Origin of the sequence: Litchfieldia stipae (assembly GCF_014837155.1) — a bacterium.
Classification (GTDB): Bacteria; Bacillota; Bacilli; order Bacillales; family Bacillaceae_L; genus Litchfieldia.
Map to the genome: position 1 here is coordinate 59,631 of NZ_JACYHA010000004.1, position 24,954 is coordinate 84,584.

The window sequence follows — 24,954 nt, forward strand, 5'->3', positions numbered from 1 at the left end:
AATACACTACGTATTTCTATAATTTATTTGACGAAGGATGAAAAATACCTTTTACAGAGTCGAGATATTTTATTTTTAGCGGAGTTTTGATTATAATGGCGATAGTATCTTGAGAGGATGATCTAATTGTCAGAGATTGAATTCATTACTACAGAAGAATTGAAACATAAGATTGAACAAGGTGAAAAGCTAGAATTAGTCGACGTACGTGAGGACGAAGAAGTTGAAATTGGTATGATTCCAGGTGCAAAGCATATAAAAATGGGTGATATACCAGCGAACTTAGACTATTTTGATAAAGACAAAGAATATATCTTCATTTGCCGTTCAGGTAAAAGAAGTGAAAACGTATGTTATTACTTACAAGATCAAGGGTATAAAGTACGTAATATGATTGGCGGTATGTTAGATTGGACCGGAGAAACTAAATAATCTTATTCAAAGTCTATTTCAGCGAGGGTTGGAATAGACTTTTTTGTTTAATACTTGAAAAATTAGTAGAAATAATTAATTATTAGCAGCCTGAATACACGTAGACTCCTGCGGGATGCGTGGCCAAAGTGAGACCCCACAGGAACGCAGTGACGAGGAGGCTCGTCCTTCCACCCCGCCGGACGCGGAGTGTATTCAGGCTGCGGTATCAAAAGCAACAATATATACGAAAACAGCCAAAATAAAAAACCAGCCCCTGCATTAGGAACTGGTTTGAACATGTGGTATTAATGATAAGCCGCATTTGCCGTAACTCACATAAGAAAGTTTTAAACCACCACTCCTCAAAGTGGGTGTTTGCAGATACAGTCCTGTCGTCCTTTTTCGTAATGAAGGCTTGACATTCTTGCATCGATATAAAACTCCCTATAACAGCATAAAGGTTAAAACTTAATTATCATTACGAACAATGTAGCTTATGTGTATATATTACAAGAAATGCATGTCCAATTCAATCACAATTCTTTCCATTCCTTTATCAAACATCCACTTGTCTATTTCTGTTGTAGAAATGAAACTAAATTGAAATATTTTTGTTAAACAACACTGATAGAATACAGATAACGTTCGAATAGTATAGTGAGGAACTTATAACATACCTTTACATATAGATCCGAAATTTTGAGGGGGAAGAAAATGACAAAAGAAGAAGTAATGATTGAAAAGAAGTTTTATGAGCGGTATTTAACGGGAGAATCGCAGCAACATCCTGTTGAACTATTAGGAGAATTATATTTTGCGGAGCAACAAATTGAATTTTGTGATCTTTCATATCTTCGTTATGCCCAAGGAGAGCTTTATTTTCATGTGAAGGATTATGAAGCAGCGATCTTTAAATGGGAAAACATCAATAATGAACTTGAGGACTGGGCAAGGAAAAATATGGCCGATGCCTATTTTGAACTGGATATCCTACCAAATGCAGAAGAAATGTATCTTTCGATTAAAACAGACCAACAGATTCTGTCGATAGAAATTTCGTTAAAGTTATTTTCACTTTATTGGGTCCAAGGGAAAATTAATCAAGCAAAGGATATCATCAAACAAGTCATTTCTATTGATCCAGATTATCAAGATGTCACAAGTCTTGCACGAACCTTTTTTGAAGAACAAAATGATTGGGATGAAGCCATTGAATTAGCTGTAAATGAAGCCATTCGTACACAATCAATAAATTGGTTTGAGTTAATTAAACATTATGTAGAACAAGGGCATACAAATACACATCGACCAGGTTATTTTATCAGTTGTTTAAGTGCTCTATATCAACTGAGTCATGAGCGATTTGAGGAACTAGTCTATCTCTTTTGGCAAAGTTACAAGAATGAAGAGCACATGCTTGAGTGGATTCAAGAAATTGACATGTTGATTTTATCAAGTGAAATTGAAGAGGGAGCTGTGTGGAAGAAGCTTTCTAACATGTATGAAGAAATTTACCTTGAATTAACAAACGGTCATTATTTGATGAATGAAGTGCGTAAGATTGTTCCAGAGCTTTTAGTGAATTGGTTACGATTATCAGATTCTTCAACATTGCCTCTTTCAGCTGCCTCAATACTAGCTTGGAATGAGATATTGCCGGTTAGTACATTTTCAACGTCTATTCTGGATTATGCAAGGGAGGTTGTTCATCAACAAACCCATACTAAAAAAGGACGAAGTAATATTACTGAACTGTATCAGACCATTACTATCTGGGCCAAGGCACAGAATCTATCAAATTCAAACCAATTTAATGGGCTCACCGAAGGTTTATTGAATAATACAAAACGTCATCTTCTAGTAGTAGGGACAAGTGAACGAGGAAAAATTAGTGTTCGTGACTCAATCATAGGCAAGAATATGCTAGAAGGCCCATCATCTTGTGCGATGATTTTCAGTCATAGTGATGATGAAGAAATCATTGATATTTCAAGCCAAGATCAAAAAGTAATTTCCGATTTATCAAAGTATCACTATGTTTCTGCGGCTAATCAAGAAAAGAGTGATCATGCACTTCTTGATGTGAAAGTCCCAAGTGAAAACTTAAAGGACTACCAATTGACTTTGATTGATTTACCTTGTATTACTGGTTCTAGTCATCAACTAAATGTAGATATCAATTATTTGAATTACATTGATCATTTATTCTTTGTCCTGAATATTCATTCTCCATTTACTGAAAAAGAACGTGATATATTAAATGGTATTCAAAAGCAAGCACCTAATCTCTCGGTAACCTTTCTTCTGACAGAGATTGAAGTAGGCTATAATGATCAGGAAATCCAAAGAGTGGTTAAAATAACGAAATCAAAGATCGATTCATTTTATCCAAATGCAAAGGTCATGGCATTTAAGTCTGAGAATGCAGAGTCAATCCGAACACTTCTTGAAGAAGTGGCGAATCCGTTCTCTACGAATCAGTTTGAGAAGGAGAGAGAGAAGAAGATTTATCAAAGTATTAAAGAGCTACTAAGTACGTTAACTCAAAATAGAAGTGGGTTGGAAAAGAAATTAAATGAAACGATTTCTTTCAACAACGAGATGACGTCGAAATTGACGGGGGCTATCCATCAGTTGGAAGATACGCAAAAGGAAAAAATCGCAAAAATTACAAGTAGCTACAGCGAAATAAAACATAAAATAAAAAATGAAATCAGTACAAATTTACCTAAAAGATTACAGAGTTGTTCTGAATTAGTTGAAGAAAAAAGTAATTTTAATCAAATTCACCATGAGTTAAATACAGAAATGAATAAACGAATTGACGAATATTTGAAAACAACAGTTGAACCACTGTTTCTTACGTCAATCCATGATTGGATTCAACTTGCTAGTGACGAATTTGACGAAAGTATGATTAGTTTAGAGGAACTTAGTGAAAGTTTGAATGGACAGTACGGGGAACAAAAAATCACTCTGCCATGTGATTTTAAAGTGTTAGAGGATTGGAAACGAGATGCAGAGCGGATGTCAAATCGTATCCATGTTCAGAAAGTTGATATTCTATCTAAATTTTCTCCGGCCCAATTTCTTTTGAAAGGTGCGGGGTTGATTCTAGGCTCACTACAACAAAAGGCTTTGGTTTCTACAAAATATAAACAATATATTGAAAATCGCTCATATGAAGAGGTTATCAATCTTGTTACAGCTCAATTCCTTGAGCAATTTGAGTTCTTTGAAAAAGCGATTGAACGAGATATTGAGATGTTCTTTGTCAATCCGTTCAAAACGTTGAAGCTAGTTGTTGAAGAAACGATCCTCGAAACAGATGAAAAACGTCAAATGTTAAGTGAAATGAATCAAAGACCAGAGGTATTTGAAGACGCACTGACTATTTTTGAAGTACGATTGAACCAATATGAATGGTTGAATACATCTACTCAATCTATAAACATATAGAAAAAATGCCAGGTTATCTCATTTTAAAATGAGATAACCTGGCGTTTTTTTATTCCACTAATCCTAGCTTCTTTAATCCATTAAATATTCCATGATCATTCACCGAAGTTGTTTGATGCTTAGAATAAGAATGTAAGTCCGGATGCGCATTCCCCATTGAAAAGCCTTCTTTCACATACGAAAGCATTTCTTTGTCATTCATACCATCACCAAAAGCGATTGCAGCTTCTGGAGTGAGGGAAAGAGATTCTAAAATAGTTTGTACTGCCACGCCCTTATTTACTGTGTCACGAATGACATCAAAACTATGCTTAAAGCCTTCGATATTAACCTGAGAGAGATGGATATGTTGATCTTCATAGATCATATAATTATTCTCTTTTACATTTATTACAGTCATACCTAAGACTTTGTCCATGTATTCAGGAGTAAATGGTTGATTGTTTTTTAAATGAAACTTATCAATAAATTCTTGAACAATTGGAGCTTCTAAGGATGTAAGCAGATTCTCCTTACTTGTATACAAGATGATTTCATGCCCGTGTTGTTTTGCTGTTTGTAGAAATCTTTCAACTGTTTTTGGAGGCATGGGTTCATTAAAGACTTCTTGTCCCTGATGAATGGCATAAGCTCCATTGTATCCAATAAAAGATTCAATGTGTAATTCTTTACCAATGTCCCAAATTTCGTGGAGAGGTCTTCCAGTGGCGAGGAACACTTTGATTCCTTTGTCCTTAACTTGCTTCACAGCTTCTTTCGTAGAATTCTGAATCGTATCGTCCGGTGTTAAGATGGTCCCGTCTATGTCTAAAAACAAAATTGAGTAGTCAGTCATTAGTCTCTCCTCTATTGATTGTGATTTAAATGCCATATGGAAATTTTATCATAAGTAGGAATTGAACAAAATGATTGTGTTAGTTAGAAAGGTTTTGAGCGGAGAATATGTTAAAAAGATGTGTAATGTTCATTGTATAGGTACAATTTCATCACACATCTTCGTTATAGACTATATTTGTCATCATGACTCCTTTCATCTAAGCGATATTAGAGTAGGCAATGCCAATGAATTCGACAGTGATCATTGTGCCAGGATTTTTTTCAGCCAAAGCTCTTTTATGGGTTTGGGCTTGTTTCATAGCATCGAACATTCCTGATGCAGAAAATGTCACATTATCAATCATGTTGTCATCTGTTTTGAAATTAAATAGAAACTGTTTCATTTATTGATACCTCCTTTTGTTGTTGTTTTATTGATAAATACACTATAACACAAAACTGTACTAATTAATATTAATAAACTGTTACATTTTTATTAAGAGGATCGTTTTTTATGTAAACCAGTATTCACAGTTTTTTATAAATTCATACCATTTAAGAAAGGGGAGAGTGTGATTTTAAATAAACAATAGAGTAATAGTGTTAAAGTGGATATGTCTATTTTGTGGAAAGTCGTACGATTTATGTTAATTTTTTATTAATGTTCGTAAAAATTTTGTAAATTTTAAAGAGTGATATTGTGAGGAAATGTGACAACAGTAAGGGTTTATTGGGTGATTAGATTGTTTTTGTCAAAAAAAGCAGAATTTTTTTATTGCTATTATATTCGGAAAAAAGCTATAATCTAATAGAACTGCACAAGAATAGACACATTTCGTTCACAAAATATGAATTATTCATACTTAATTACGTGTTTATTTTACAATTTTTTTAGACAGTTCAAAAAAATAGTCGGAAGGTGGATTTTAATTGAAAGTGAATTTCAAAGAAGCTCTGAAGCGAAAGGTAGTAAATAGTGCAATCGCAGCTACAGTGTTAGTTAGCACATTCCTTGCACCAATTCTTCCAAGTGTCGCTCAAGCAGCAGAAGAAGTAACTCCCGTTGTAGAACTACGTATTTTGGAAACATCGGATATTCACACAAATATCTTAAACTATGATTACTTCCAAGATGTGCCAACTCAAGCTTTTGGTCTATCTAAAGCAGCTACATTAATTAAGCAGCAAAGAACTGAAAACTCATTGCTTTTTGATAACGGTGATCTCATTCAAGGTAATCCACTAGGGGATTATATCGCTAGAGAAACTGGACTGAAAGATGGACAAGTTCATCCAGCGATTAAAGCTCTTAACTATTTAAACTATGATGCTATGACTGTAGGAAATCATGAGTTTAACTTTGGTCTAGAATTTTTAGATGAAGCATTAGCTGGTGCTGAATTTCCAGTAGTTAGTGCTAATGTTTATAAAACAGACGGTAAAACTCCTTATTTTAAGCAATATGAAGTGATTGAAAAAGAAGTAAAAGATACAGAAGGTACTGTTCATACAATTAAAGTTGGTGTGACAGGTTTCGTTCCGCCACAAATCCTAAACTGGGATTATGGTCATTTAAATGGCAAACTTGTTGTAAAGGATATTATCGAATCTGCTAATGAAGTAGTACCACAAATGAAAGCAGAAGGAGCAGATGTAGTTGTCGTTCTAGCTCATTCAGGGATTGATAGCAGCGATCATTTCAGTGGTATGGAAGATGCTACATATCATTTAACGAACGTTGATGGTGTTGATGCAGTATTATCTGGTCATGCACATTCAATTTTCCCAGCTGTGCCAGGAACGACTCCTGCGTTCGCAGATGGAAATGGTTTTGACAACACAAAGGGTACGATAAATGGTGTACCTGTTACGATGCCAGGATCATGGGCAGACCATATTGGTCAAATTGATTTAACCCTTGAAAATGTTGATGGAGAATGGACTGTTACTGATTCTCAAGCAGCTGTTTTACCAACAAAGGATTCTGCAAGTGATGAAGGTTTAGAAGCGTTAATTAAGAAAGAGCATGATGAGACAGTTGAATATGTTAATGGTCCTGTTGGAAAAACCTCAGCACCAATTAATAGTTATTTTGCTTTAGTACAAGATGACCCATCTGTACAAATTGTTTCAAACGCTCAAAAATGGTATGTAGAAAAGTGGATTGCTGGTGCTGGTTCAGAATATAAAGATCTACCAGTCTTATCTTCAGCTGCTCCTTTCAAAGCGGGTGGACGTGATGGATCTGATGCATCTTACTTCACGGATATTCCTGAAGGAACGATTGCAATTAAGAATGTTGCAGACTTATATTTATACCCGAATACTGTATATGCATTAAAAATTAATGGTACTGAATTAAAGAATTGGATCGAATGGTCAGCAGGACAATTTAATCAAATTGACCCAAATAAATCAGAAGAACAATCTTTAATCAATTACAATTTCAGATCGTATAATTTTGACGTGTTAGATGGTGTTACATATGAAATTGATGTAACTAAACCAGCAAAATATGATAACGATCAAAACCTAATTAATCCAGATTCAAGTCGTGTAAAGAACTTACAATATAACGGTCAGCCTGTAACAGCTGATATGGAATTTATCGTTGCTACAAATAACTATCGTGCTGGAACAAACAAAATTGTTAATCCAGATGGAAAGAACACTGTGTTAGTAGCTCCAGACGAAAATCGTCAAGCGATTATTGATTATATCGTTGCAACTGGTGAAATCAACCCAAGTGCTGATAATAACTGGAATATCGCTCCAATCCTTGGTAATGTGAATGTAACATTTGCATCTGCAGCTAAGGCACAAACATATTTAGATAGTGAATCTAATATTAAATATGTTGATAAAGTAGGCGAGGCTGGTGCGAAATACTCACTTGACTTAAGCTTACTACCAGAAAATACATGGCCATTACGTGTATTACACACAAATGATACACATGCACACTTAGATGATGTGGCTCGTCGTGTAACATTAACAAAAGAAAAGCGTGCAGAAGTAACAAATAGTTTACTAGTAGACGCAGGGGATGTATTCTCTGGAGACCTATATTTCACGAAATGGGAAGGTCTGAAGGATTTATTATTCATGTCTATGATGGACTATGATGCAATGGTTCCTGGAAATCATGAATTTGACAAAGGTCCAAGTGCATTTGCAACATTTATTTCAAAAGCAACGTTCCCAATTGTTAGCTCAAATATTGATTACTCAAATGAACCATCAATTAGTAATCTAGTAAAATCTCCAGCTGAGATTGATGCAGCAATTAAGCAAGGAACTGATATTGCAGGTATTTACCCATATGTTGTCATGAATGTAAATGGTGAAAAAGTTGGTGTTATCGGATTAACAACAGAAGATACGCCTGAAGCGTCAAGCCCGGGAGAAACGATTATCTTCAATGATGCAGTTGAGGCTGCAACTGAAACGGTTGAGGCTCTAACAAATGAAGGTATTAACAAAATCATTACTCTTTCACATTTAGGTTATAACCGTGACCTTGCTCTTGCAGAAGCAGTTGCTGGTCTTGATGTAATCGTTGGTGGACATACTCATACGACTCTTGAAACTGAAGTAGTTGTAGAAAATAATGGTGAGCCAACAGTAATTGTTCAGACTGGACAATACGGTGAGCAATTAGGTGTTCTTGATGTATTATTTGATGAAAATGGGGTAGTAATCACTGACTCAGAATACACAAGTGGAAGCCTATTTGATGTAAGTTCAGTAGAAGAAGATGCTGAAGCAAAAGCGATTTTAGATGAACTGAAAGCTGAGCTTGAAGAATTGAAAACAGAAGTAGTTGGTTTTGCAGAGGTATTTTTAGATGGTGAGCGTGCAACTGCTCGTACACAAGAAACAAACCTAGGTAATTTGATTGCTGATGGTATGCTTGCAAAAGCAAAGACAACTGAAAAAGGTGCTGACATTGCTATCACAAATGGTGGAGGAATTCGTGCTTCAATCGATGAAGGTGAAATCACTTTAGGTGAAGTACTTACAACAATGCCATTTGGAAATACGCTTGCTGTTCTTGATCTAAAAGGATCACATATTGTTGAAGGTTTAGAGAATGGTGTTTCTGGTGTCCATCTTGAAGATCTACCAGGTAAATTCCCACAAATCGCAGGTATGAAGTTTACGTATGATGTAAATCAGCCTGTTGGAGAAAGAATTGTTTCTGTAGATGTATTAGGTGAAGACGGAGAGTATGCACCAATTGATCTAAATAAGACATACCGTGTTACGACAAATGCATTTATGGCTCTAGGTGGAGATGGCTATGATAGCTTCAAAGAAGCTAGCTATGTAGAAGATTTAGGTATTGTTGATTATGAAGTATTTGTTGAATATATTGATGCTTTAGGTGGAAGTGTTAATCCACAAGTTGAAGGCAGAATCCTTGAGGTTACTAAAGGTGAAACTGACCCAACTGAACCAGGCGAAGAAACGCCAGGTGAGGAAACACCAGGCGAAGAAACACCAGGTGAAGAGACTCCAGGAGAGGAAACTCCAGGTCAAGATGACAATGGTGGAAAAGAAGATAAGATTGGTAACAATGGTAACAAGCTTCCTAATACTGCAACACAAGTATACAACTACATTGCATTAGGTTTAGCATTAATTGTAGCGGGATTTGTTACATTCTACTTCCAACGTAAGAAGAAGCTAGTTTAATAGGCATCTAATAAGAAATCACACTGACTAATGTCAGTGTGATTTTTTTGTATATTAGTAATTAAATTGTTTTGTTATTTGAGAAAGCGACGTAGACAGTTTCGTGAGCTTTAAGCCAATTTCATGTGTGCTTTCCATCTTCTCAATTTGATCATTACTCGTTCCTAACATTTGCTCTGTACTTGCTAATGTTTCTTGAGAGATAGAGGTGAAACTTAATGTCGCTTCTTCAAGCTGAGGTAATGTTTCTTTCAGGTCCTTTAGTTCTACTCTCATTTCTAAGAGACTCGTACTCACATTCTCTATTTCAATCATTAGTTCATCAAATGAGATCTTTGAGTCATTTGCAGTGATAAGATTGATTTTAATTTTGTTAAGCATTTGTTCAAATTCCTTTGTCGCTCTTAAAGTAACCTCATTCATAATGGAAATAGACTTTGTAATTTCTTCCGTTGCTTTCGTAGATTGGTCTGCTAGTTTTCGAACCTCATTAGCAACAACAGCAAATCCTTTTCCAGCTTCACCAGCTCTAGCTGCCTCAATTGTTGCATTAAGTGCTAATAGCTTCGTTTGTTCTGCCATCCCTTTAATTAAGCCGACTAAATTTGTAATAGATGATGATTGTTCCTGAACATCACCAATGGTAATAGTCATATGTTCAAATTCTTTTTTGATAGTGTGATTACTTTCAATCAATCTAGATATATTTTTTTCTCCAATAATAGCTGATTGATGCATATCTTCTGATTTATGAAAGACAAAATCCATTTTATTCAGGATATCTTCGTTTAATTGTTTTAATGATTGGAATTGATTTACATGATTCTCAGAGCTAGCTGCTGTATGCTCTGCACCTTCTTTTACAACATTTATAGCTTCAATAAGTTGATGACTAGAAACTAATGCGTCTCGTGATGAATGCTTCAGGTCCCCACCTGTTGTTTCTAACTCTCGTGTGGTCTCGGTTATTTCATTAATCATATTAGTCATTTGCTGCATCATTGTTTTAAAGCTTTTATTTAAAGAATTAATTTCAGGAATCGTTGTGTCAATTTGTGAAGCTTTATTTAGATGACCATTTCGTACATCTCTCATATCATTTTGTAATTGTAATAAAGGAGTAGTTAGTTTTTGTACGAAAAGAATAATAAGGATAGTAGATATGAATAAACTAATAAAAATAATAGAAATCGTGAAAATGGCCATTTTATTCACTGAATCTAAGTAAGAATCTACTGGAACAACTAACACATAGTGTCCATTAATCTCATTGATTTTCTGAACTGAAATAGTGTATTCCTTTCCATTTATCCTTTCTTGAAAGGTCATTTTGTCGTTGTTGATAAGTTGTAATACCATTGAGTTTGGAATGGTAATACCTGATTTTGCGCTTGTTTGAAACGGATGGACTTGTTTATCAACAATATAAAACATATCTGAATCCATTCCATCAGCACTTAGTTGTTTTTGCTGGTCTCGGATGTTCATCTCAAATTGTTGAAAGAAGTAATCCTGGTCACTTACATACATGAATTTAAGATTACTAGCAACAGATGAAATGATATCTGATTCCCGACTTAATCTATTCTCTATCGTGGTTATAGTCGCATTCTTTGCTTGAAGATAGGAGCTTAGACCAACCGCATTCACAGAAAGAAATAATAAAAAAATAAATAAGAACAAGAGACGATTCCGTAAACTGAATTGATGTAAGAACCTCTCAATTAATCTCTTGAACCTCGCTAGCTTTTCACCCATAGTAAACCTCCAGTGTTCAAATTTCGAGCGTATACGACAAATGCTATCATAGCTATGTTAAGGTGGTGTAAAACTGATGTAAATTTATTTACTGTGTTGTCGTTTGTGAACACTTATTACTCTAGCGAATAAATAGCATTAGATGATATGATGTCATAAGCGTATTATCAGGGTGTTGTTTATTTAAAAAGGAGGCAGTTACATGTCTAACTACATGCTTGGAGTGGATATTGGAACTACTAGTACAAAGGCTGTTTTATTTACTAAAAAGGGAGAAGTAAGAAGCTCTCACTCCGTAGAGTATCCATTATATATACCAGAGCTTGGAGCTGCTGAACAGGATCCAAATGAAATTTTGGCAGCTGCCGTTACATCTATAAAGGAAGCGGTTGCGAGATCTGGGATAAAGGATGATGAATTGTCATTCATCTCATTTAGCGCAGCAATGCATAGTCTGATTGCAATAGATGATCGAGGGAATCCATTAACCAACAGTATTACATGGGCTGACCAACGAAGTGAGAAATGGGCATCCAAAATAAAAGAAGAGATGAATGGACATGAGATTTATCTACGAACAGGAACACCTATTCATCCAATGTCACCATTAGTAAAGCTCCTATGGTTAAAAAACGAACACCCGTCTTTGTTTGGACAAGCAGCTAAATTTATTTCGATTAAAGAATATGTCTTTCATGCACTTTTTGGAAGGTATGTAGTTGATTATTCAATTGCTTCGGCAACAGGGTTATTCAATTTAAAGAAATTAGATTGGGATGAAGAGGCTCTCGGTGTATCGGGGATTACATCAGATCAACTATCACAGTTAGTTCCAACCACAGAAGTTATAACAGGATTAAAGAGTCATTACGTTAATAAGCTACAAATTAGCAGTGATGTTCCTTTTATCATTGGCGCAAATGATGGGGTACTTTCAAACTTAGGAGTGAATGCTGTTGAGCCAGGTGTGGCTGCAGTGACAATTGGAACAAGTGGAGCAATTCGAACGGTTACAGATAAACCTATAACTGATTCAAATGGCAGAACCTTTTGCTATGCATTAACAGAGAAGCATTGGGTGATTGGTGGTGCAGTGAATAATGGTGGAATCATTTTAAAATGGCTTCGCGATGAACTAGCTACAGAAGAAACTGTCCAAGCACATAATCAAGGCATGGACCCATATGATCTGATCACGGAAAAAATATCAAAGGTGAAGCCTGGTGCTGAAGGTCTTATTTTTCATCCTTATTTGACAGGGGAGAGAGCACCTATTTGGAACGGAAATGCACGAGGTTCATTCTTTGGTTTAGCTATTCATCATAAACGAGAGCATATGTTACGTGCTGTTCTTGAGGGGATCAACTTAAATCTATATACCGTGTTGCTTGCTTTAGAGGAGATGATTGGCAGTCCGAAAAGGATACATGCAACAGGTGGATTTGCTCGATCAAAAGTGTGGAGACAAATGCTTTCAAATATCTTTAATAGTGAGGTAAGTATTCCTGAGAGTGTAGAGGGTTCTTGCTTAGGTGCAGCCGTACTTGGGTTATATGCACTTGGTGAAATCGAGTCATTTGATGTAGTTGCTGACATGGTAGGTACAACGAACACTCAAATACCAGATCCAAGTGAAGTACAAATCTATCAAGATCTCATTCCACTATATGTACGTTTATCAAAGCTATTTGAGCAGGAATATCAAGAACTTGTTCAATTCCAAATGAAATATAAGAATTAAATGTATGTAGGATGAAGCGATAAAACCCCGCAGCATGAATACACTCCGCGTCCAGCGGGTGCCCGGTGAGCCTCCTCGTGCCTGCGGGGTCTCACTGTTGGTCACTGATCCCGCAGGAGTCTACGTGTATTCATGCTGCTAGGACTTGCTAAACTCGATTCTGATTAATGTTGATACTGTTTTTCTACATTACTCTTCTTTACTCTGCTTCACCGACATATTCAATATACTCTGTACTCGTAATGTTAAGGTCACGAGGCACTTTTAAATAGATAACTTGATTACCGTGGAAATCTATATCGGAAAATCCATTCCTTGAGCTATTAGGAGTAGTTGAAAATTGCGTTAGAACAGAGTCAGTACTGAACGCAGTAATGTTTAACTTGTATTTATTAGGTGGTGTAATGATTAATGATTGATCAACCTGTGAAATTTTATAATGATTTGAAACATTAGGTACATTGATGGTATCGACAAAGGTTGATGTCTTATAATGAAATACCTCAATTTTCCCATCATTCTCTTCTTTGCGTTCAGCAACAAACCAGACGTAAGCACCTTCTACATAATCAACTTCTACATTAATCTCTTCACCGGCATAATCAAAGCTCCATTGGTCATTTAAATGGATCGACTTAATGTTCTCAACCTGCCCATCTAATACTAACTCATAAAATTGATTATATTCCTCTTGACCAAATGGCTCAGCTTTGTAAGGATCATAGCCATAGACAAAGTCATCTGTTGGAAGAAAATAATAAACAACCGTAGATACGAGCAAAATGATTGGGAATACGACTAGCAATAATCTCAAGCTTTTTTTATGTTGAAACCTTTGTATCGTGTAGGATCCCATAAATAATAAAACGATAAATAGGACTGGAATTAAAATTCCCCACATTGCCATTAGCCACGCACCTCCAATCTAGATGAAAACAAGATAATACTACCCATGATTAGGCAAACTGTTATCAACACTTTCAAACTAAAAAATAGTAGAGAAGATTCCTGAACGAAGAATTGAATCATACTGAGATTCGTCACATCTGTTTGTTCAATGCTAGCGACTGCAATAATTGCGGCAGGAATAATCACAACTAATGGTTTGAATAACTGTACTAACATTCCGAATAAATAGCCTATAATACTTACGAGTAGGACATATAAAATAGTTACATAGAAACTTAGAAGTAACTCAGTCGGTGATGAATGAAAATGTTCTCCTAAGAAAATCGAATCTTTATTAGAAAAATAGAGAATGACTCGAGAAAGATTTCCAGATAGGATGGCAGTCAAACTACTAACAATACTCATAGTAAGAATAAATGCTGCATTTGCTAGATTTGTTGTTAGATGATTAGAGATAAAGGAAACATCCTGTCTTCTTGAATACTTCGTTGTGATCATGATAGAGATAATAAAGCCCCATATGATGGTGAATGCGATAATCGACATATTTGAGTAGCCATTCATTTCAACATCGAAATCATTTGAACTTGAGTACATGCCATTGGTGCCATTTAGACTTGATAGGATCGCTAGTGTCTGAACGACAATTAGCCCAAAGTAAAATCCTAAATAGGATTTAAGCTTGAATAAGTACTGCTGCTTCACAATGTTAGAAATACTTGGTTCAGTTAAATACATCATCAATTCCTCCTTTATGTCGATTTGTTAAATAGACACATAAGTCATCAGTTGCAACGGCAGAGATGTCAACCCCATTTAATTTGAGCTTATGAAGAGTTGTTTCAGATAGTTGATTTCGAACTACGACATACTTAGTATTTACTCCTAATTGCTCTGTGTATAGAATATCAACGGATCCAAGTAACTCATCGATTGCAGCAGTAGTTCCGGTTAATCCAAGTGCATATTGCTTTAAGTCCGAGATCGACAAATGAATCTTCTGTTGCCCATTATGAATGAGAAGCACATCTTCAAGAATGTCCTCTAATTCATTTAATAGATGACTAGATAGGATAACCGTACGAGGGTGCTTTAAGTAATCCTTTAATAAAGCTCGATAGAAATCCTTGCGCACGGAAGAATCCATCCCAGTTGTAGGTTCATCAAAGATGGTAAGTGGACATCTTGCGCATAATCCAATAATCATATTAAATGTACTTCGCATTCCCTTTGAGAGAACTTGGTGAGATTGCTGCTTATGAAAGCCAAAATAGGTAAATAATCTTTCTGCTAATTCGTGATCCCAGTTAGGGTAAAAGTTTTTACTAGCTTCTAGGATTTCCCAAAGTGTCAGTGAAGGTGGGAAAATCATTCCGTCATCGATAAAGATAAGATTGGCAGATACCTTCAAACTATTAAAAGGATGTTCACCAAACACCTGTAATTTGCCAGATGTATGCATATAAAAGCCAGCTAGTGTTTTTAAGAGAGTGGTTTTACCAGCTCCGTTTCGTCCAATTAAGCCGGTGATGGTGTGTTCTTCAATCACAAAGCTTAAATTATTCAAAGCATTCGTTTTCCCATAGCTTGTGGTGAGTCTATCACATTCAATGACCTTCATCATTGGTCCCCCCTAAATTTGTTTTCACTTCTTTGATCAAAGAGATTAATTCATCTTCGTCTACACCTAATCTCTCAGCTTCTACCACTAACTCCAAAATTAAGGTTTTCATAATTTGATCCTTCCTTTTTTTTAGAATCCATGTTTTTGCCTCTGGGGCGACGAACATTCCAAGCCCTCTTTTCTTATATAAAATTCGTTCATCAGCAAGAATGTTTAAACCTTTAGCAGCAGTTGCAGGATTAACAGTAAACATTTCGGCTAGCTGATACTGTGAATAGATTTTTTCATTCTCTTTAATGTGCTCATTCAAAATCTCTGTTTCTAACCACTCTGCTAATTGAACATAAATCGGCTTCATGCTATCTGGATTAAGTATCACAGGTTACACCTCCTTAGGATGTACATGAGTGCATTAGTGCTATAATGTAGTATACTTCTAATTTGGTAAAAAATGCAATATATTTTTAGAGAAAATAAAAAAACGATTAATCTTAGAGAAGATTAATCGCTCGTGATTTCTTTATTTGATTTAAATAATAGGTCAGCAAAGGCAATCCCAAAAGCTAGGCCAAGAGGTATGGAGAGATCCCATAATTCAAACGTAGAGTCGATAAAGAAATAATTGATTAAGAATGTTGAACCATTCAAAAATAAAAACCACATAAAAAAAGTAAATAGCTTCTTTCTGAGTTGTTCCCATATAAATGAACGTAGGTTGATAAGGACCTTGATTAATAACGATAAAACATAAATAAGAAGAAAAATGACATATCCAATTATGAATGTAACCACATAAGGTGAAGCAATATCCTTATACACTATAAGCATAGTTATGATGGTTCCAACTATAAAAACAAATATAAAATGATATTGAAACTCTTCTTCATGCTCTGCACCATACTCTCACTCACGAACTGATTTAGTTTGTGAGTTTGTCATACTCTTCTTTAATTTCCTCAATCGATTGATCGAATTCTTCGCCCCAATGGTCATTAACAGTCTTAAATACGACATTGCCTTCAGTGTCTAGCATGCCGTATCCACGGTAAGCTACTTCACCATTTTTCATCCCAAATAAATCTGCAACTTCAAGATTTGTGTCTGAAACAAAATCCACGCTTTTTCCAAACTCTTGTTCAAGTGCTTGGTAAAGCTCTAATTGCTGTTCAGGTAAATCATTGCTAAGAATATACATATTTACATCCATTCCATCTAATTCATCTAAGTTCTGATGCAACTGAACCAGTTGCTGCTGACAGATTCCTCAGGTGTAAGTTGTGATAAAAAAGAATAAAGTAGGCTTTTCCTGTGGAAATGAGACTTCGTTCTTATTTTGATCCAATAATGTGACAGTCTCTTCCATTTGGTTTTGCCCACATGCTGATAAAACAAAAACAAAGATCACAAACAAAAGCATTAGCTTTTTCTGCATAATATCTCCTTACTTTCTTATTAAAATTTCAAACTCACGTTAGATAATAACATCATAACTATTTTCTAAAAGCTTTTCCACTCATATGTCCCAACCGTGGTTTGTTTGACTTTCCCAAACTGGACTTTGTGGAAAACACTACGAAAGGAACAAGTGATATATATATAGGCTGCGGTATCAAAAGCAACAATATATACGAAAACAGCCAAAATATAAGAGGCAGTAACATTCAAACAGTACACGAACAGCCTCTGATAAATGAATCAACAAAATTCTAAGTAGCTTGCAAATCTAGAGTTAAAATTTAAATGATGAGCTATTAAGCCATTGACCTCCATCTATTGTGATACAATCACCATTAATAAAGTTAGCTTCAGGAGAAAAGAGAAATGCAGCAAGGTTTGCCACTTCATCTACTCTTCCAAAGCGTTTGAGGGGTATCCCGTCAAGGACCCTCTGAACTGCTTCCTCATCAGTCAGAAGCTTCTGTACACCACCAGTATCCTCAATAGGTCCTGGAGCAATGGCATTCACGCGGATTCCGTATTGACTACCCCATTCAACCGCAAGTGTTTTTGTCATTGCAAGTACTCCTGCTTTGGCACTTGCCGAATGAACGACACCAACACCAGCTGTCCATGCATAGGTGGCAACAATATTTGTTATGCTTCCAGATTTCTTTTCTTTAATCCATTCCTTTCCAACTGCTTGAGTACAATTCCATGTTCCATGAAGGACAATGTCAATGACTGCTTTCCAGCCATTAGAGCTTAGCTCCTCGGCCCTAACGAGGAAGTTTCCAGCAGCATTGTTGACAAGGAAATCGATTGTACCAAAGGCTTGCTTCGTTTGACTTACCATCTCTTGAACTTTTTCTTCATCTCGAACATCCATGACAACAGGTAGGACTTGCCCCTTGTATGTTTCAATTTCTTCTTTTGCCTGATACAACTTTTCGGGATCTCGACCACTAATGGTTACAAATGCACCCTCTTTGGCAAAACGAGCTGCCATTGCCTTTCCCATTCCACTGCTTCCACCTGTAACAATTACAACCTTATCCTTCATATAAGTCCCCTCCAGTATTAGTCTTCTAAAATAAGTATTCAATGGTACAACAAAGGATACTGATGCAATGGAAATTAAATAAAGCCTGTCAGAATTCGTTATTAATAGACAGGCCTTGTTATCAAGAAGGTAAATTAATAGTAAAAGTGGTTGCATTTGGATTAGAAGAACATTCAATTGTTCCCCCGTGTTTTTCGATAATTTTCTTACAGACGAACAATCCAATACCAGTTCCTAGCTCCTTCGTTGTGAAAAACGGATCAAAAATCTTTTCAAGTGATTCCTTCGGGATTTCAGGTCCGTCATTTGTGATGGTAATAACTACATCATTTTCAACTTTATGACAATCGACAGTTAAATTCTTCGGTTTGTTCGTATTAGACCTTAGTGCATCTAAAGAATTGATAAAGATATTTAATAAGACTTGCTTGATTTCATCTCTATTTGCAGTAATCGAAAAGGGTTGATCTATCTTTGTTTGAACATTTACATGAGTATCAACAATACTAGGGTAAGTGAGTTGTAAAATATCTTCAAATAAAGAGGAAATGTCAAAATTCTCTCTATGGTCTTCTTTAAGTTCAGCTTTTGACGTATGAAGAAACTGTGTAATTCTAAATTTTAGCTGGTTTAATTCTAAATCAATGATATCTAGGTAGTTTAGCTCGGGATGTTCACTTTTTAATAGTTTTGTAAATCCAATAACAGATGTTAACGGGTTTCGAAACTCATGGACAAAGCTTGAAGACATTTGCCCTAATATAGCCAACTTATCTTTATGGTTTTCACTAATAAACATTGTCTTTTCTTGAAGTTGCTTGTCTTTTAAGTAAGTATATTGTGAGACAGCATGGAAATTAAACTGGTCAAATAACCGATTAATTTCAATGACTACTTTTTTCATTGTTTGATTGTCCATGTCACTTTCAATAATATATTTGAGAATGATGCTTCTTCCTAAATTTACATTATAGACAAATTCTCCAATGTTGCTATTTGCCTCAAGGCGTTCTTGTGCCACTTTATATGCAAAGTATTTTAAGCTTTCAGTTGAAAGTGACTCTTCGATTGTTAATTTAGTTAATGCATACATATGCAACCCATTTTTTATAATCTTATCTTTATTTAGGTCATCTGTTTTGATGATAATATTCTCATACCATTCTTCAATAAATAACGCTTGCTTCTCCTCAAGAAAAGTAACAAAAGGGTTTCTATTATTTTGTTGTGAAATGGAACCCAACTTATACCACCACTTCCTAATTCAATCAAAATCTTATCTAATATAAATTCGATTTTCATATATAGAAGTCCTTTTAAGAAATAATCAAAATTACAAAAAAATAGTGGTAATTATTACCTTTTGGAAATTCAATAAAAAAAGAACCTCTCAACATAAGGAGACGTTCTTTGAAAATGAAAATATATATACTTAGACAGAATCCAAAAATGATTGAATAAAAGGGATAGCAGCACCAATGGGTACACCATTTTCAGGTGAACAGCTTAAATGAATGAATGGCTCTATGCTTGGGAATGCCGTTTTATCATATATTTTCATATGGAGTATTTCTAAATCTTTATCGTTTAAGAAAGGGGATATATGCCCACCTAAAATAAAATCTCGGTTAAGGACAAGATGTATGTTATTAATCGAAAATGCCAATTGTTCTAAGAATTGATCCCATCTTGCCACAAAAGTTGGATTGTTTGAACGAACCTGTTTGAAGAACGTTTCTAATGATTCATCTACAGCTAATAGTGCATTAATTGAGCTATAGGTCTCCATACATCCATTCTTTCCACAGTAACAAGCTGGTCCACTTGGATCAATCGTCATGTGTTCTACCGTTCCACTAAATCCTTCTTTCCCCATATAAATTTGATCATTAATGATAAGTGCACCACCAAGGTGGGTACCTATTGATAAATAGACAGCGTCTCCAATGTCATTTCTAACCCATAGCTCTGTCGTTGCCGCACACTTTGCATCATGAGCAAATCTACACGGATAATCCAAATACTGAGAAAAAACAGAGATATCTAATCCAGTCATATTCAAAATTTTCCCGTAAGTAATTTTATCTCCATCTGCAGACGTTAAGGCCTGAACGGCAAAAGTTATTCCAAGCACCTGTTCTTTTGCAAGATTAAGAGATGAAATGAAGGATTCTACTGTTTCACTTAATTCTTGGTAATAACTAGCTACATTGGAATAATCAATCGATCGTTTAATTTGCTTAAAAGCATGCCCTTTTAAATCAATGGCAAGTATGTTCACAGTCTTTTTTTGAATCTCTACTCCAATACTAATCCGAGCCAGGGTACAAACCGTATATGCAGTAGCCCGCCTACCAACAGAAGATTCGAACTGTCCACTTTTCTCAATTAGTTTCTCTTCTTCCAGACGAACTAAATTCTGGGTTACAGTTGGTAAACTCAAATGAAGCTGATTAGCAATCTCTTGTTTGGAAAGTTTCTCGTGTTGATAAATAAGATGGAAAATCGATGTGTAATTACTTTTTTTTATATCTTTTAAGGTGATGCTATTATCCATAAAAATACCTCATTATACAAAAAGAATTTATAAAATCTATTTCTCTAATACATGATAAAAATATATCATATAAAGTCTGACAAAAACAACTTTGGCAAAATGTTGATGACAAATCTGTATTTTTAATATATTGACTATTTAAAGAAAACGCTTTATTATGTAAATGTATTTTATAAAATGAATTTACAAAATTAGATTATATAAAGAGAGGAAGATTATAAATGGGTATTATTGAAAAAATGAGATTAGACGGTAAGAAAATTGTTGTAACTGGTGGAGCAAGGGGTATTGGTAAAAGTGTTGCGACTGCTTTTGCTGAAGCGGGAGCTGATATAGCCATTGTCGATCTAGATATCGCTGAAGCAGAAAAGACAGCAATTGAGCTTGTACAAGGAAATGGAATAAAAGCGATAGCAATTCAAGCAGATGTTACGAAGCCGGAAGATGTAGACGGAATGATTGTAAGCGTACTAAAAACGTTTGGGCGTCTAGATGTAGCCTTCTGTAATGCTGGAATTTGTATGAATATCCCTGCAGAAGAAATGACATACGAGCAATGGAAGAAAGTCATCGATATCAACCTTACTGGTGTATTCCTAACGGCACAAGCAGCCGGAAAAGTCATGCTTAAACAAGGTGGTGGCTCAATTATAAATACGGCTTCAATGTCTGGTCATATCGTGAATGTGCCACAACCACAGTGTTCATATAACGCATCTAAAGCAGGAGTAATTCAGCTAACAAAATCTCTAGCAGTTGAATGGGCAAAACGAAATGTTCGCGTAAATAGTATAAGTCCTGGTTATATTGGAACGGAATTAACTTTAAATTCTCCAAGCTTACAGCCTTTAATTGAACAATGGAATGAAATGGCACCGCTTGGCCGTATGGGTAAACCAGAGGAGCTTCAGTCAATCTGTGTATATCTTGCTGGTGACACTAGTAGCTTTACCACAGGATCTGATTTTGTGATTGACGGTGCTTTTACTTGTATCTAATAGACTGATAGAACCCTAGGATGTAAGAGGAGGACTAACGATGAATTATTTACTAGGTACAGATATTGGAACATCAGGTACCAAGACCATATTAATGGATACTCAAGGAAACTTAATTGCTCAGGATTTACAGGAATATGATGTCTTGACTCCCAAGCCATTATGGGCAGAGCAGTGGCCAGATGTGTGGCTAAATGCAACGAAGGCATCAATTAAGAATACCGTTCAGAAATCAGGTATACCAGCAGAGAAGATTCGCGGAATCGCTATTAGTGGTCTATATGGTGGATCTGGTATTCCACTAGATGAAAATATGGAGCCTGTTAGACCGTGTATGATTTGGATGGATCGTCGTGCGACTGATGAAACAAACTGGGTGTTAAATCATATCGGAGAAGACAAACTTCGAGGAATTACTCATAACGGGGCTGATCCGTATTATGGTTATACGAAAATATTATGGATGAAAAATAATGAGCCAGAAAACTGGGAAAAAACAAAGCTCTTTCTACCCCCAAATGATTATATTATTTATAAGCTTACTGGAGAAGTTGCGATTGACTATTCGTCTGCAGGGAATATTGGTGGTATTTTTGATATGAATAATCGGACCTGGTCAAAGGAATTGATGGATGCAATGGAAATTCCACTTTCGATGATGCCAGAAAATATCGTTGAATCAACAGATATTGTGGGTGGCTTAACGAAAGAAATCGCAACAGAGTTAGGTCTTTCAGAAGGGATGCCAGTAATTGCAAGTGGAATTGATTGTGGTGCTGCAAATATTGGTCTTGGTGTATTTGAATCAGGTATTTACGCAGCTGCAATTGGAACTTCAATGTGTGCCGCATTAATCTCAGATAAGCCAGTGAAAGGAAAGGATTTAATTGTTTGGCCATATTTATATGATGCGAAACGACTGTCCTATTATTTTGCTGGAGGAGCTACAGCTGGTGCAATTGTTAAATGGTTCCGTCAAACAATGTGTCAATATGAAATTGAAGTAGAAAAAGCTGGTGGCAAAAATGCATATGATGTGTTGAATGAACAAGCAGCTAACATTAAAGTGGGCAGTGAAGGTCTAATTGTCCTGCCATATTTTATGGGAGAGAGAAGTCCAATTTGGGATTCAGATGCGAAAGGAACAATCGTAGGTCTATCGTTGGCACATACAAAAGCTCATATATACCGTGCATTTCTTGAAGCTGTGGCGTTTTCTCTAAGAGATGCAATGGAAGCGACAGGGGAAAATCTAGGGGAATATATCTTACTAGCAGGTGGAGTAACAAAGTCTAAATTGTGGAGACAAATATTCTCAGATGTGACTGGTTATCCAGTTGTCTGTCCAGTACATGATGTTGAAGCGAATATGGGAGATGTCATGCTAGCTGGAATTGGAACAGGTCTTCTTTCATATGAGGATGTTAAGAAATGGCAGGTATTAGATGAGAAAATCATGCCAAATAAGCAAAATCATGAAAAGTATAATGAATATTACAAAGTCTATAAATCTATTTATAAGAATTTAAAACAAGATATGAAAACGCTAACAGCTCTTTCTTGATTAGATAAAGCAATGTTGCATAGGATTGAAAAATTACTTATAAGGATCTGTGATGAAAATGACTAAATGGAAAAAACGAATTGGATATGGAGTCGGAGATTTAGGGTGCAACCTCGTATTTAGTACAATGGCGTCTTACTTAATGTTCTTTTACACAGATGTCTTTGGAATAACAGCAGCCGTTGCAGGTACTTTAATGTTAGTCACAAAAGTAATCGATGCTGCAACAGATGCTGGTATGGGTTTATTGGTTGATAGAACGAACACGAGATGGGGACAAGGAAGGCCATATTTTCTTATCGGTGCAATTCCATTTGCGGTATTTACTGTCATGACTTTTATTGTGCCTGACTTCACTATGACAGGAAAAATTATTTGGGCTTATGTCACGTATTGTTTATTGTCTACAGCATATACAGTAGTAAATATCCCATTAAATACAATTGTACCAAGACTAACCTCAGATCTTAATGAACGAAACTGGTTAGTATCAACTAGAATGATTTGTGCATTAATTGGAACAGCTTTAGTCATGTCTGTCACAATGCCATTGGTGAATTTCTTTGGCCAAGGGGACACACAAAAAGGTTTCTTAATTACGATGAGTCTATATGGTGTCGCTGCAATGCTATTGTTTGTATTTACTTTTATGAATACGAAAGAGGTTATTCCACCTACCGTTCAACCAGGAAAATCCTCCTTCAAACAGGATTTAAAAGGATTGACTGATCAAGCATATATTTTCTTTATCTTGAACTTTCTCTATTTCGCTCTTTTTGTCATTAGAAATACGACGGTGATTTATTATTTCACCTATAATTTAGGGAGAACGGATTGGTTAACCTTTGTAGGACTTTTCGGTATTCTCTCGGGATTACCGATGCTGTTTGTATTGCCTTCGCTTCAACGGAGAATGTCAAAGAAACATGTTCTTTTACTTAGTACGGTGATATTTATAGCTGGTGATTTACTGATCTTTATCGGAAAGTCTTCATCTGTTTTACTTATAATGGGGTTAGCAATAACTGGACTTGGTATTTATGGAATCTTTGGAACGACATTCTCTATTCAGCCAGATGTTATAGATTACTCAGAGTATAAGAAGAATCGGAGTATTTCAGGGATGATTGCAGCTTTCCAAGGCTTCTTTGTTAAAGGAAGCATGGGTCTTGCAAGTGCATTTATAGGATTGCTACTTAGTATCGGTGGATATATACCAAATGCAACACAAACTGCGACTGCTTTGCAATTTATTGAAATTAGTTTTATTTGGACCCCACTAGTTATTTGTTTACTGATTGTAGTAACGACTTTGTTCTATAAACTAGATGATAAACGATCAGAAATGAGTATTGAATTAGAACGACGTCGTGCATTATCAGATCAAAAAATTGTAAATCTGTAATATAGGTATAGGGCGGCTTCAATTTCTTTTCTCTATGAATAATTTTGGTAATTTCACCATATACAACAAAGAGGGGAATCGATATAATCAAAGTTGTTTAAACTTTTTATGATGATGGAGGTGCTCTTATGCAGTGGTATTTGAAAGTAGTAAAAAATTATGTAGGATTCGATGGAAGAGCTAGACGTACTGAATACTGGATGTTTATCTTATTTAACTTCCTAATCGGTTTAGTCTTATCTCTTGTTGAAATGTTGCTAGACATGCCGGAAATCTTATCAGGTCTTTATTCTTTATTTATTCTATTACCATCTTTAGCGGTATTGATTCGTAGACTTCATGATACCGGAAGAAGTGGATGGTGGTTCTTTATTAGTTTTGTCCCACTAATCGGTGTCATTATTCTAATCGTCTTCACTTGCCTAGATAGTCAGGATGGCGAAAACAAATACGGACCAAATCCTAAATATTAATTCTCACAAAGGGAAGCTGCATGTTATCGTGTAGCTTT

The 24,954-nt window shown here is 35.7% G+C and carries 21 protein-coding genes and 1 other RNA gene; 8 read left to right on the forward strand and 14 right to left on the reverse strand.

Features of this window, described 5'->3' with window-relative positions:
- The first annotated feature begins 126 nt into the window (after window positions 1–126).
- Window positions 127–432: a rhodanese-like domain-containing protein gene (locus F7888_RS06360; RefSeq protein ID WP_191778347.1), complete on the forward strand. Its 306-nt coding sequence runs from the start codon at window positions 127–129 to the stop codon at window positions 430–432.
- Between the two features lie 291 nt (window positions 433–723).
- Here the strand turns inward: F7888_RS06360 and ssrS are convergent.
- A non-coding RNA gene (ssrS, locus tag F7888_RS06365) (6S RNA) lies at window positions 724–913 on the reverse strand.
- A 215-nt stretch (window positions 914–1,128) separates the two neighbouring features.
- On the opposite strand from ssrS, the gene F7888_RS06370 reads away from it, so the two are divergent.
- Window positions 1,129–3,873, forward strand: coding sequence for a P-loop NTPase family protein (locus tag F7888_RS06370; RefSeq protein ID WP_191778348.1), 2,745 nt, complete (start codon window positions 1,129–1,131; stop codon window positions 3,871–3,873).
- A 49-nt stretch (window positions 3,874–3,922) separates the two neighbouring features.
- Here the strand turns inward: F7888_RS06370 and F7888_RS06375 are convergent, their stop codons facing one another.
- Both F7888_RS06375 and F7888_RS06380 read right to left on the reverse strand, forming a co-directional pair.
- A complete protein-coding gene (locus F7888_RS06375; protein WP_191778349.1) occupies window positions 3,923–4,708 on the reverse strand; it encodes a Cof-type HAD-IIB family hydrolase in 786 nt (261 codons plus the stop codon).
- A gap of 199 nt (window positions 4,709–4,907) precedes the next feature.
- The gene (locus F7888_RS06380; RefSeq protein ID WP_191778350.1) at window positions 4,908–5,093 is read right to left on the reverse strand and encodes a hypothetical protein; all 186 of its coding nucleotides are present in this window, start codon (window positions 5,091–5,093) and stop codon (window positions 4,908–4,910) included.
- A 532-nt stretch (window positions 5,094–5,625) separates the two neighbouring features.
- Here F7888_RS06380 and F7888_RS06385 point away from each other — a divergent pair.
- Window positions 5,626–9,387: a bifunctional 2',3'-cyclic-nucleotide 2'-phosphodiesterase/3'-nucleotidase gene (locus F7888_RS06385; protein ID WP_191778548.1), complete on the forward strand. Its 3,762-nt coding sequence runs from the start codon at window positions 5,626–5,628 to the stop codon at window positions 9,385–9,387.
- A gap of 54 nt (window positions 9,388–9,441) precedes the next feature.
- On the opposite strand, the gene F7888_RS06390 is transcribed toward F7888_RS06385, so the two are convergent.
- Window positions 9,442–11,145 carry a methyl-accepting chemotaxis protein gene (locus F7888_RS06390; RefSeq protein WP_191778351.1) on the reverse strand — a complete coding sequence of 568 codons (1,704 nt, stop codon included), beginning with the start codon at window positions 11,143–11,145 and terminating at the stop codon, window positions 9,442–9,444.
- A gap of 202 nt (window positions 11,146–11,347) precedes the next feature.
- On the opposite strand from F7888_RS06390, the gene gntK reads away from it, so the two are divergent.
- Complete coding sequence (gene gntK, locus F7888_RS06395; RefSeq protein WP_191778352.1) at window positions 11,348–12,886, forward strand: gluconokinase; 1,539 nt, start codon at window positions 11,348–11,350, stop codon at window positions 12,884–12,886.
- Between the two features lie 199 nt (window positions 12,887–13,085).
- Here the strand turns inward: gntK and F7888_RS06400 are convergent, their stop codons facing one another.
- From F7888_RS06400 to F7888_RS06445, 10 genes are all read right to left on the reverse strand, one after another.
- Window positions 13,086–13,793 (reverse strand): hypothetical protein, encoded by a 708-nt coding sequence (locus F7888_RS06400; protein ID WP_191778353.1) that lies wholly within the window; start codon window positions 13,791–13,793, stop codon window positions 13,086–13,088.
- Window positions 13,793–14,533, reverse strand: coding sequence for a hypothetical protein (locus F7888_RS06405; protein WP_191778354.1), 741 nt, complete (start codon window positions 14,531–14,533; stop codon window positions 13,793–13,795). The genes F7888_RS06400 and F7888_RS06405 overlap by 1 nt, the downstream gene beginning before the upstream one ends.
- Window positions 14,520–15,416 (reverse strand): ABC transporter ATP-binding protein, encoded by an 897-nt coding sequence (locus F7888_RS06410; protein WP_191778355.1) that lies wholly within the window; start codon window positions 15,414–15,416, stop codon window positions 14,520–14,522. Before F7888_RS06410 ends, F7888_RS06405 begins: the two co-directional genes overlap by 14 nt.
- Window positions 15,403–15,798 (reverse strand): GntR family transcriptional regulator, encoded by a 396-nt coding sequence (locus F7888_RS06415; RefSeq protein WP_318246233.1) that lies wholly within the window; start codon window positions 15,796–15,798, stop codon window positions 15,403–15,405. Before F7888_RS06415 ends, F7888_RS06410 begins: the two co-directional genes overlap by 14 nt.
- Window positions 15,799–15,920: 122 nt before the next feature.
- Window positions 15,921–16,247 (reverse strand): hypothetical protein, encoded by a 327-nt coding sequence (locus F7888_RS06420; protein WP_191778356.1) that lies wholly within the window; start codon window positions 16,245–16,247, stop codon window positions 15,921–15,923.
- A 91-nt stretch (window positions 16,248–16,338) separates the two neighbouring features.
- Window positions 16,339–16,680: a redoxin domain-containing protein gene (locus F7888_RS06425; RefSeq protein WP_318246245.1), complete on the reverse strand. Its 342-nt coding sequence runs from the start codon at window positions 16,678–16,680 to the stop codon at window positions 16,339–16,341.
- Between the two features lie 3 nt (window positions 16,681–16,683).
- Window positions 16,684–16,851 carry a hypothetical protein gene (locus F7888_RS06430; RefSeq protein WP_191778357.1) on the reverse strand — a complete coding sequence of 56 codons (168 nt, stop codon included), beginning with the start codon at window positions 16,849–16,851 and terminating at the stop codon, window positions 16,684–16,686.
- Window positions 16,852–17,148: 297 nt separating this feature from the next.
- Complete coding sequence (gene fadH / locus F7888_RS06435) at window positions 17,149–17,919, reverse strand: 2,4-dienoyl-CoA reductase (protein WP_191778358.1); 771 nt, start codon at window positions 17,917–17,919, stop codon at window positions 17,149–17,151.
- 121 nt (window positions 17,920–18,040) lie between these two features.
- On the reverse strand, window positions 18,041–19,162 hold the full coding sequence (locus F7888_RS06440) for a histidine kinase N-terminal domain-containing protein (protein ID WP_225228630.1): 1,122 nt from the start codon (window positions 19,160–19,162) through the stop codon (window positions 18,041–18,043).
- A gap of 189 nt (window positions 19,163–19,351) precedes the next feature.
- On the reverse strand, window positions 19,352–20,476 hold the full coding sequence (locus F7888_RS06445; protein ID WP_191778359.1) for an ROK family transcriptional regulator: 1,125 nt from the start codon (window positions 20,474–20,476) through the stop codon (window positions 19,352–19,354).
- A gap of 221 nt (window positions 20,477–20,697) precedes the next feature.
- Between F7888_RS06445 and F7888_RS06450 the strand changes: the two genes are divergently transcribed.
- The 4 genes from F7888_RS06450 to F7888_RS06465 all read left to right on the forward strand — a co-directional run bounded on the left by F7888_RS06450 (window position 20,698) and on the right by F7888_RS06465 (window position 24,916).
- Window positions 20,698–21,474, forward strand: a complete 777-nt coding sequence (locus F7888_RS06450) for an SDR family oxidoreductase (RefSeq protein ID WP_191778360.1) — start codon at window positions 20,698–20,700, stop codon at window positions 21,472–21,474.
- Window positions 21,475–21,514: 40 nt separating this feature from the next.
- Complete coding sequence (locus tag F7888_RS06455) at window positions 21,515–23,038, forward strand: FGGY-family carbohydrate kinase (RefSeq protein ID WP_191778361.1); 1,524 nt, start codon at window positions 21,515–21,517, stop codon at window positions 23,036–23,038.
- Window positions 23,039–23,096: 58 nt separating this feature from the next.
- Window positions 23,097–24,443: a glycoside-pentoside-hexuronide (GPH):cation symporter gene (locus tag F7888_RS06460; RefSeq protein ID WP_191778362.1), complete on the forward strand. Its 1,347-nt coding sequence runs from the start codon at window positions 23,097–23,099 to the stop codon at window positions 24,441–24,443.
- A 128-nt stretch (window positions 24,444–24,571) separates the two neighbouring features.
- A complete protein-coding gene (locus tag F7888_RS06465) occupies window positions 24,572–24,916 on the forward strand; it encodes a DUF805 domain-containing protein (RefSeq protein WP_191778363.1) in 345 nt (114 codons plus the stop codon).
- The last annotated feature ends 38 nt before the right edge of the window (window positions 24,917–24,954 follow it).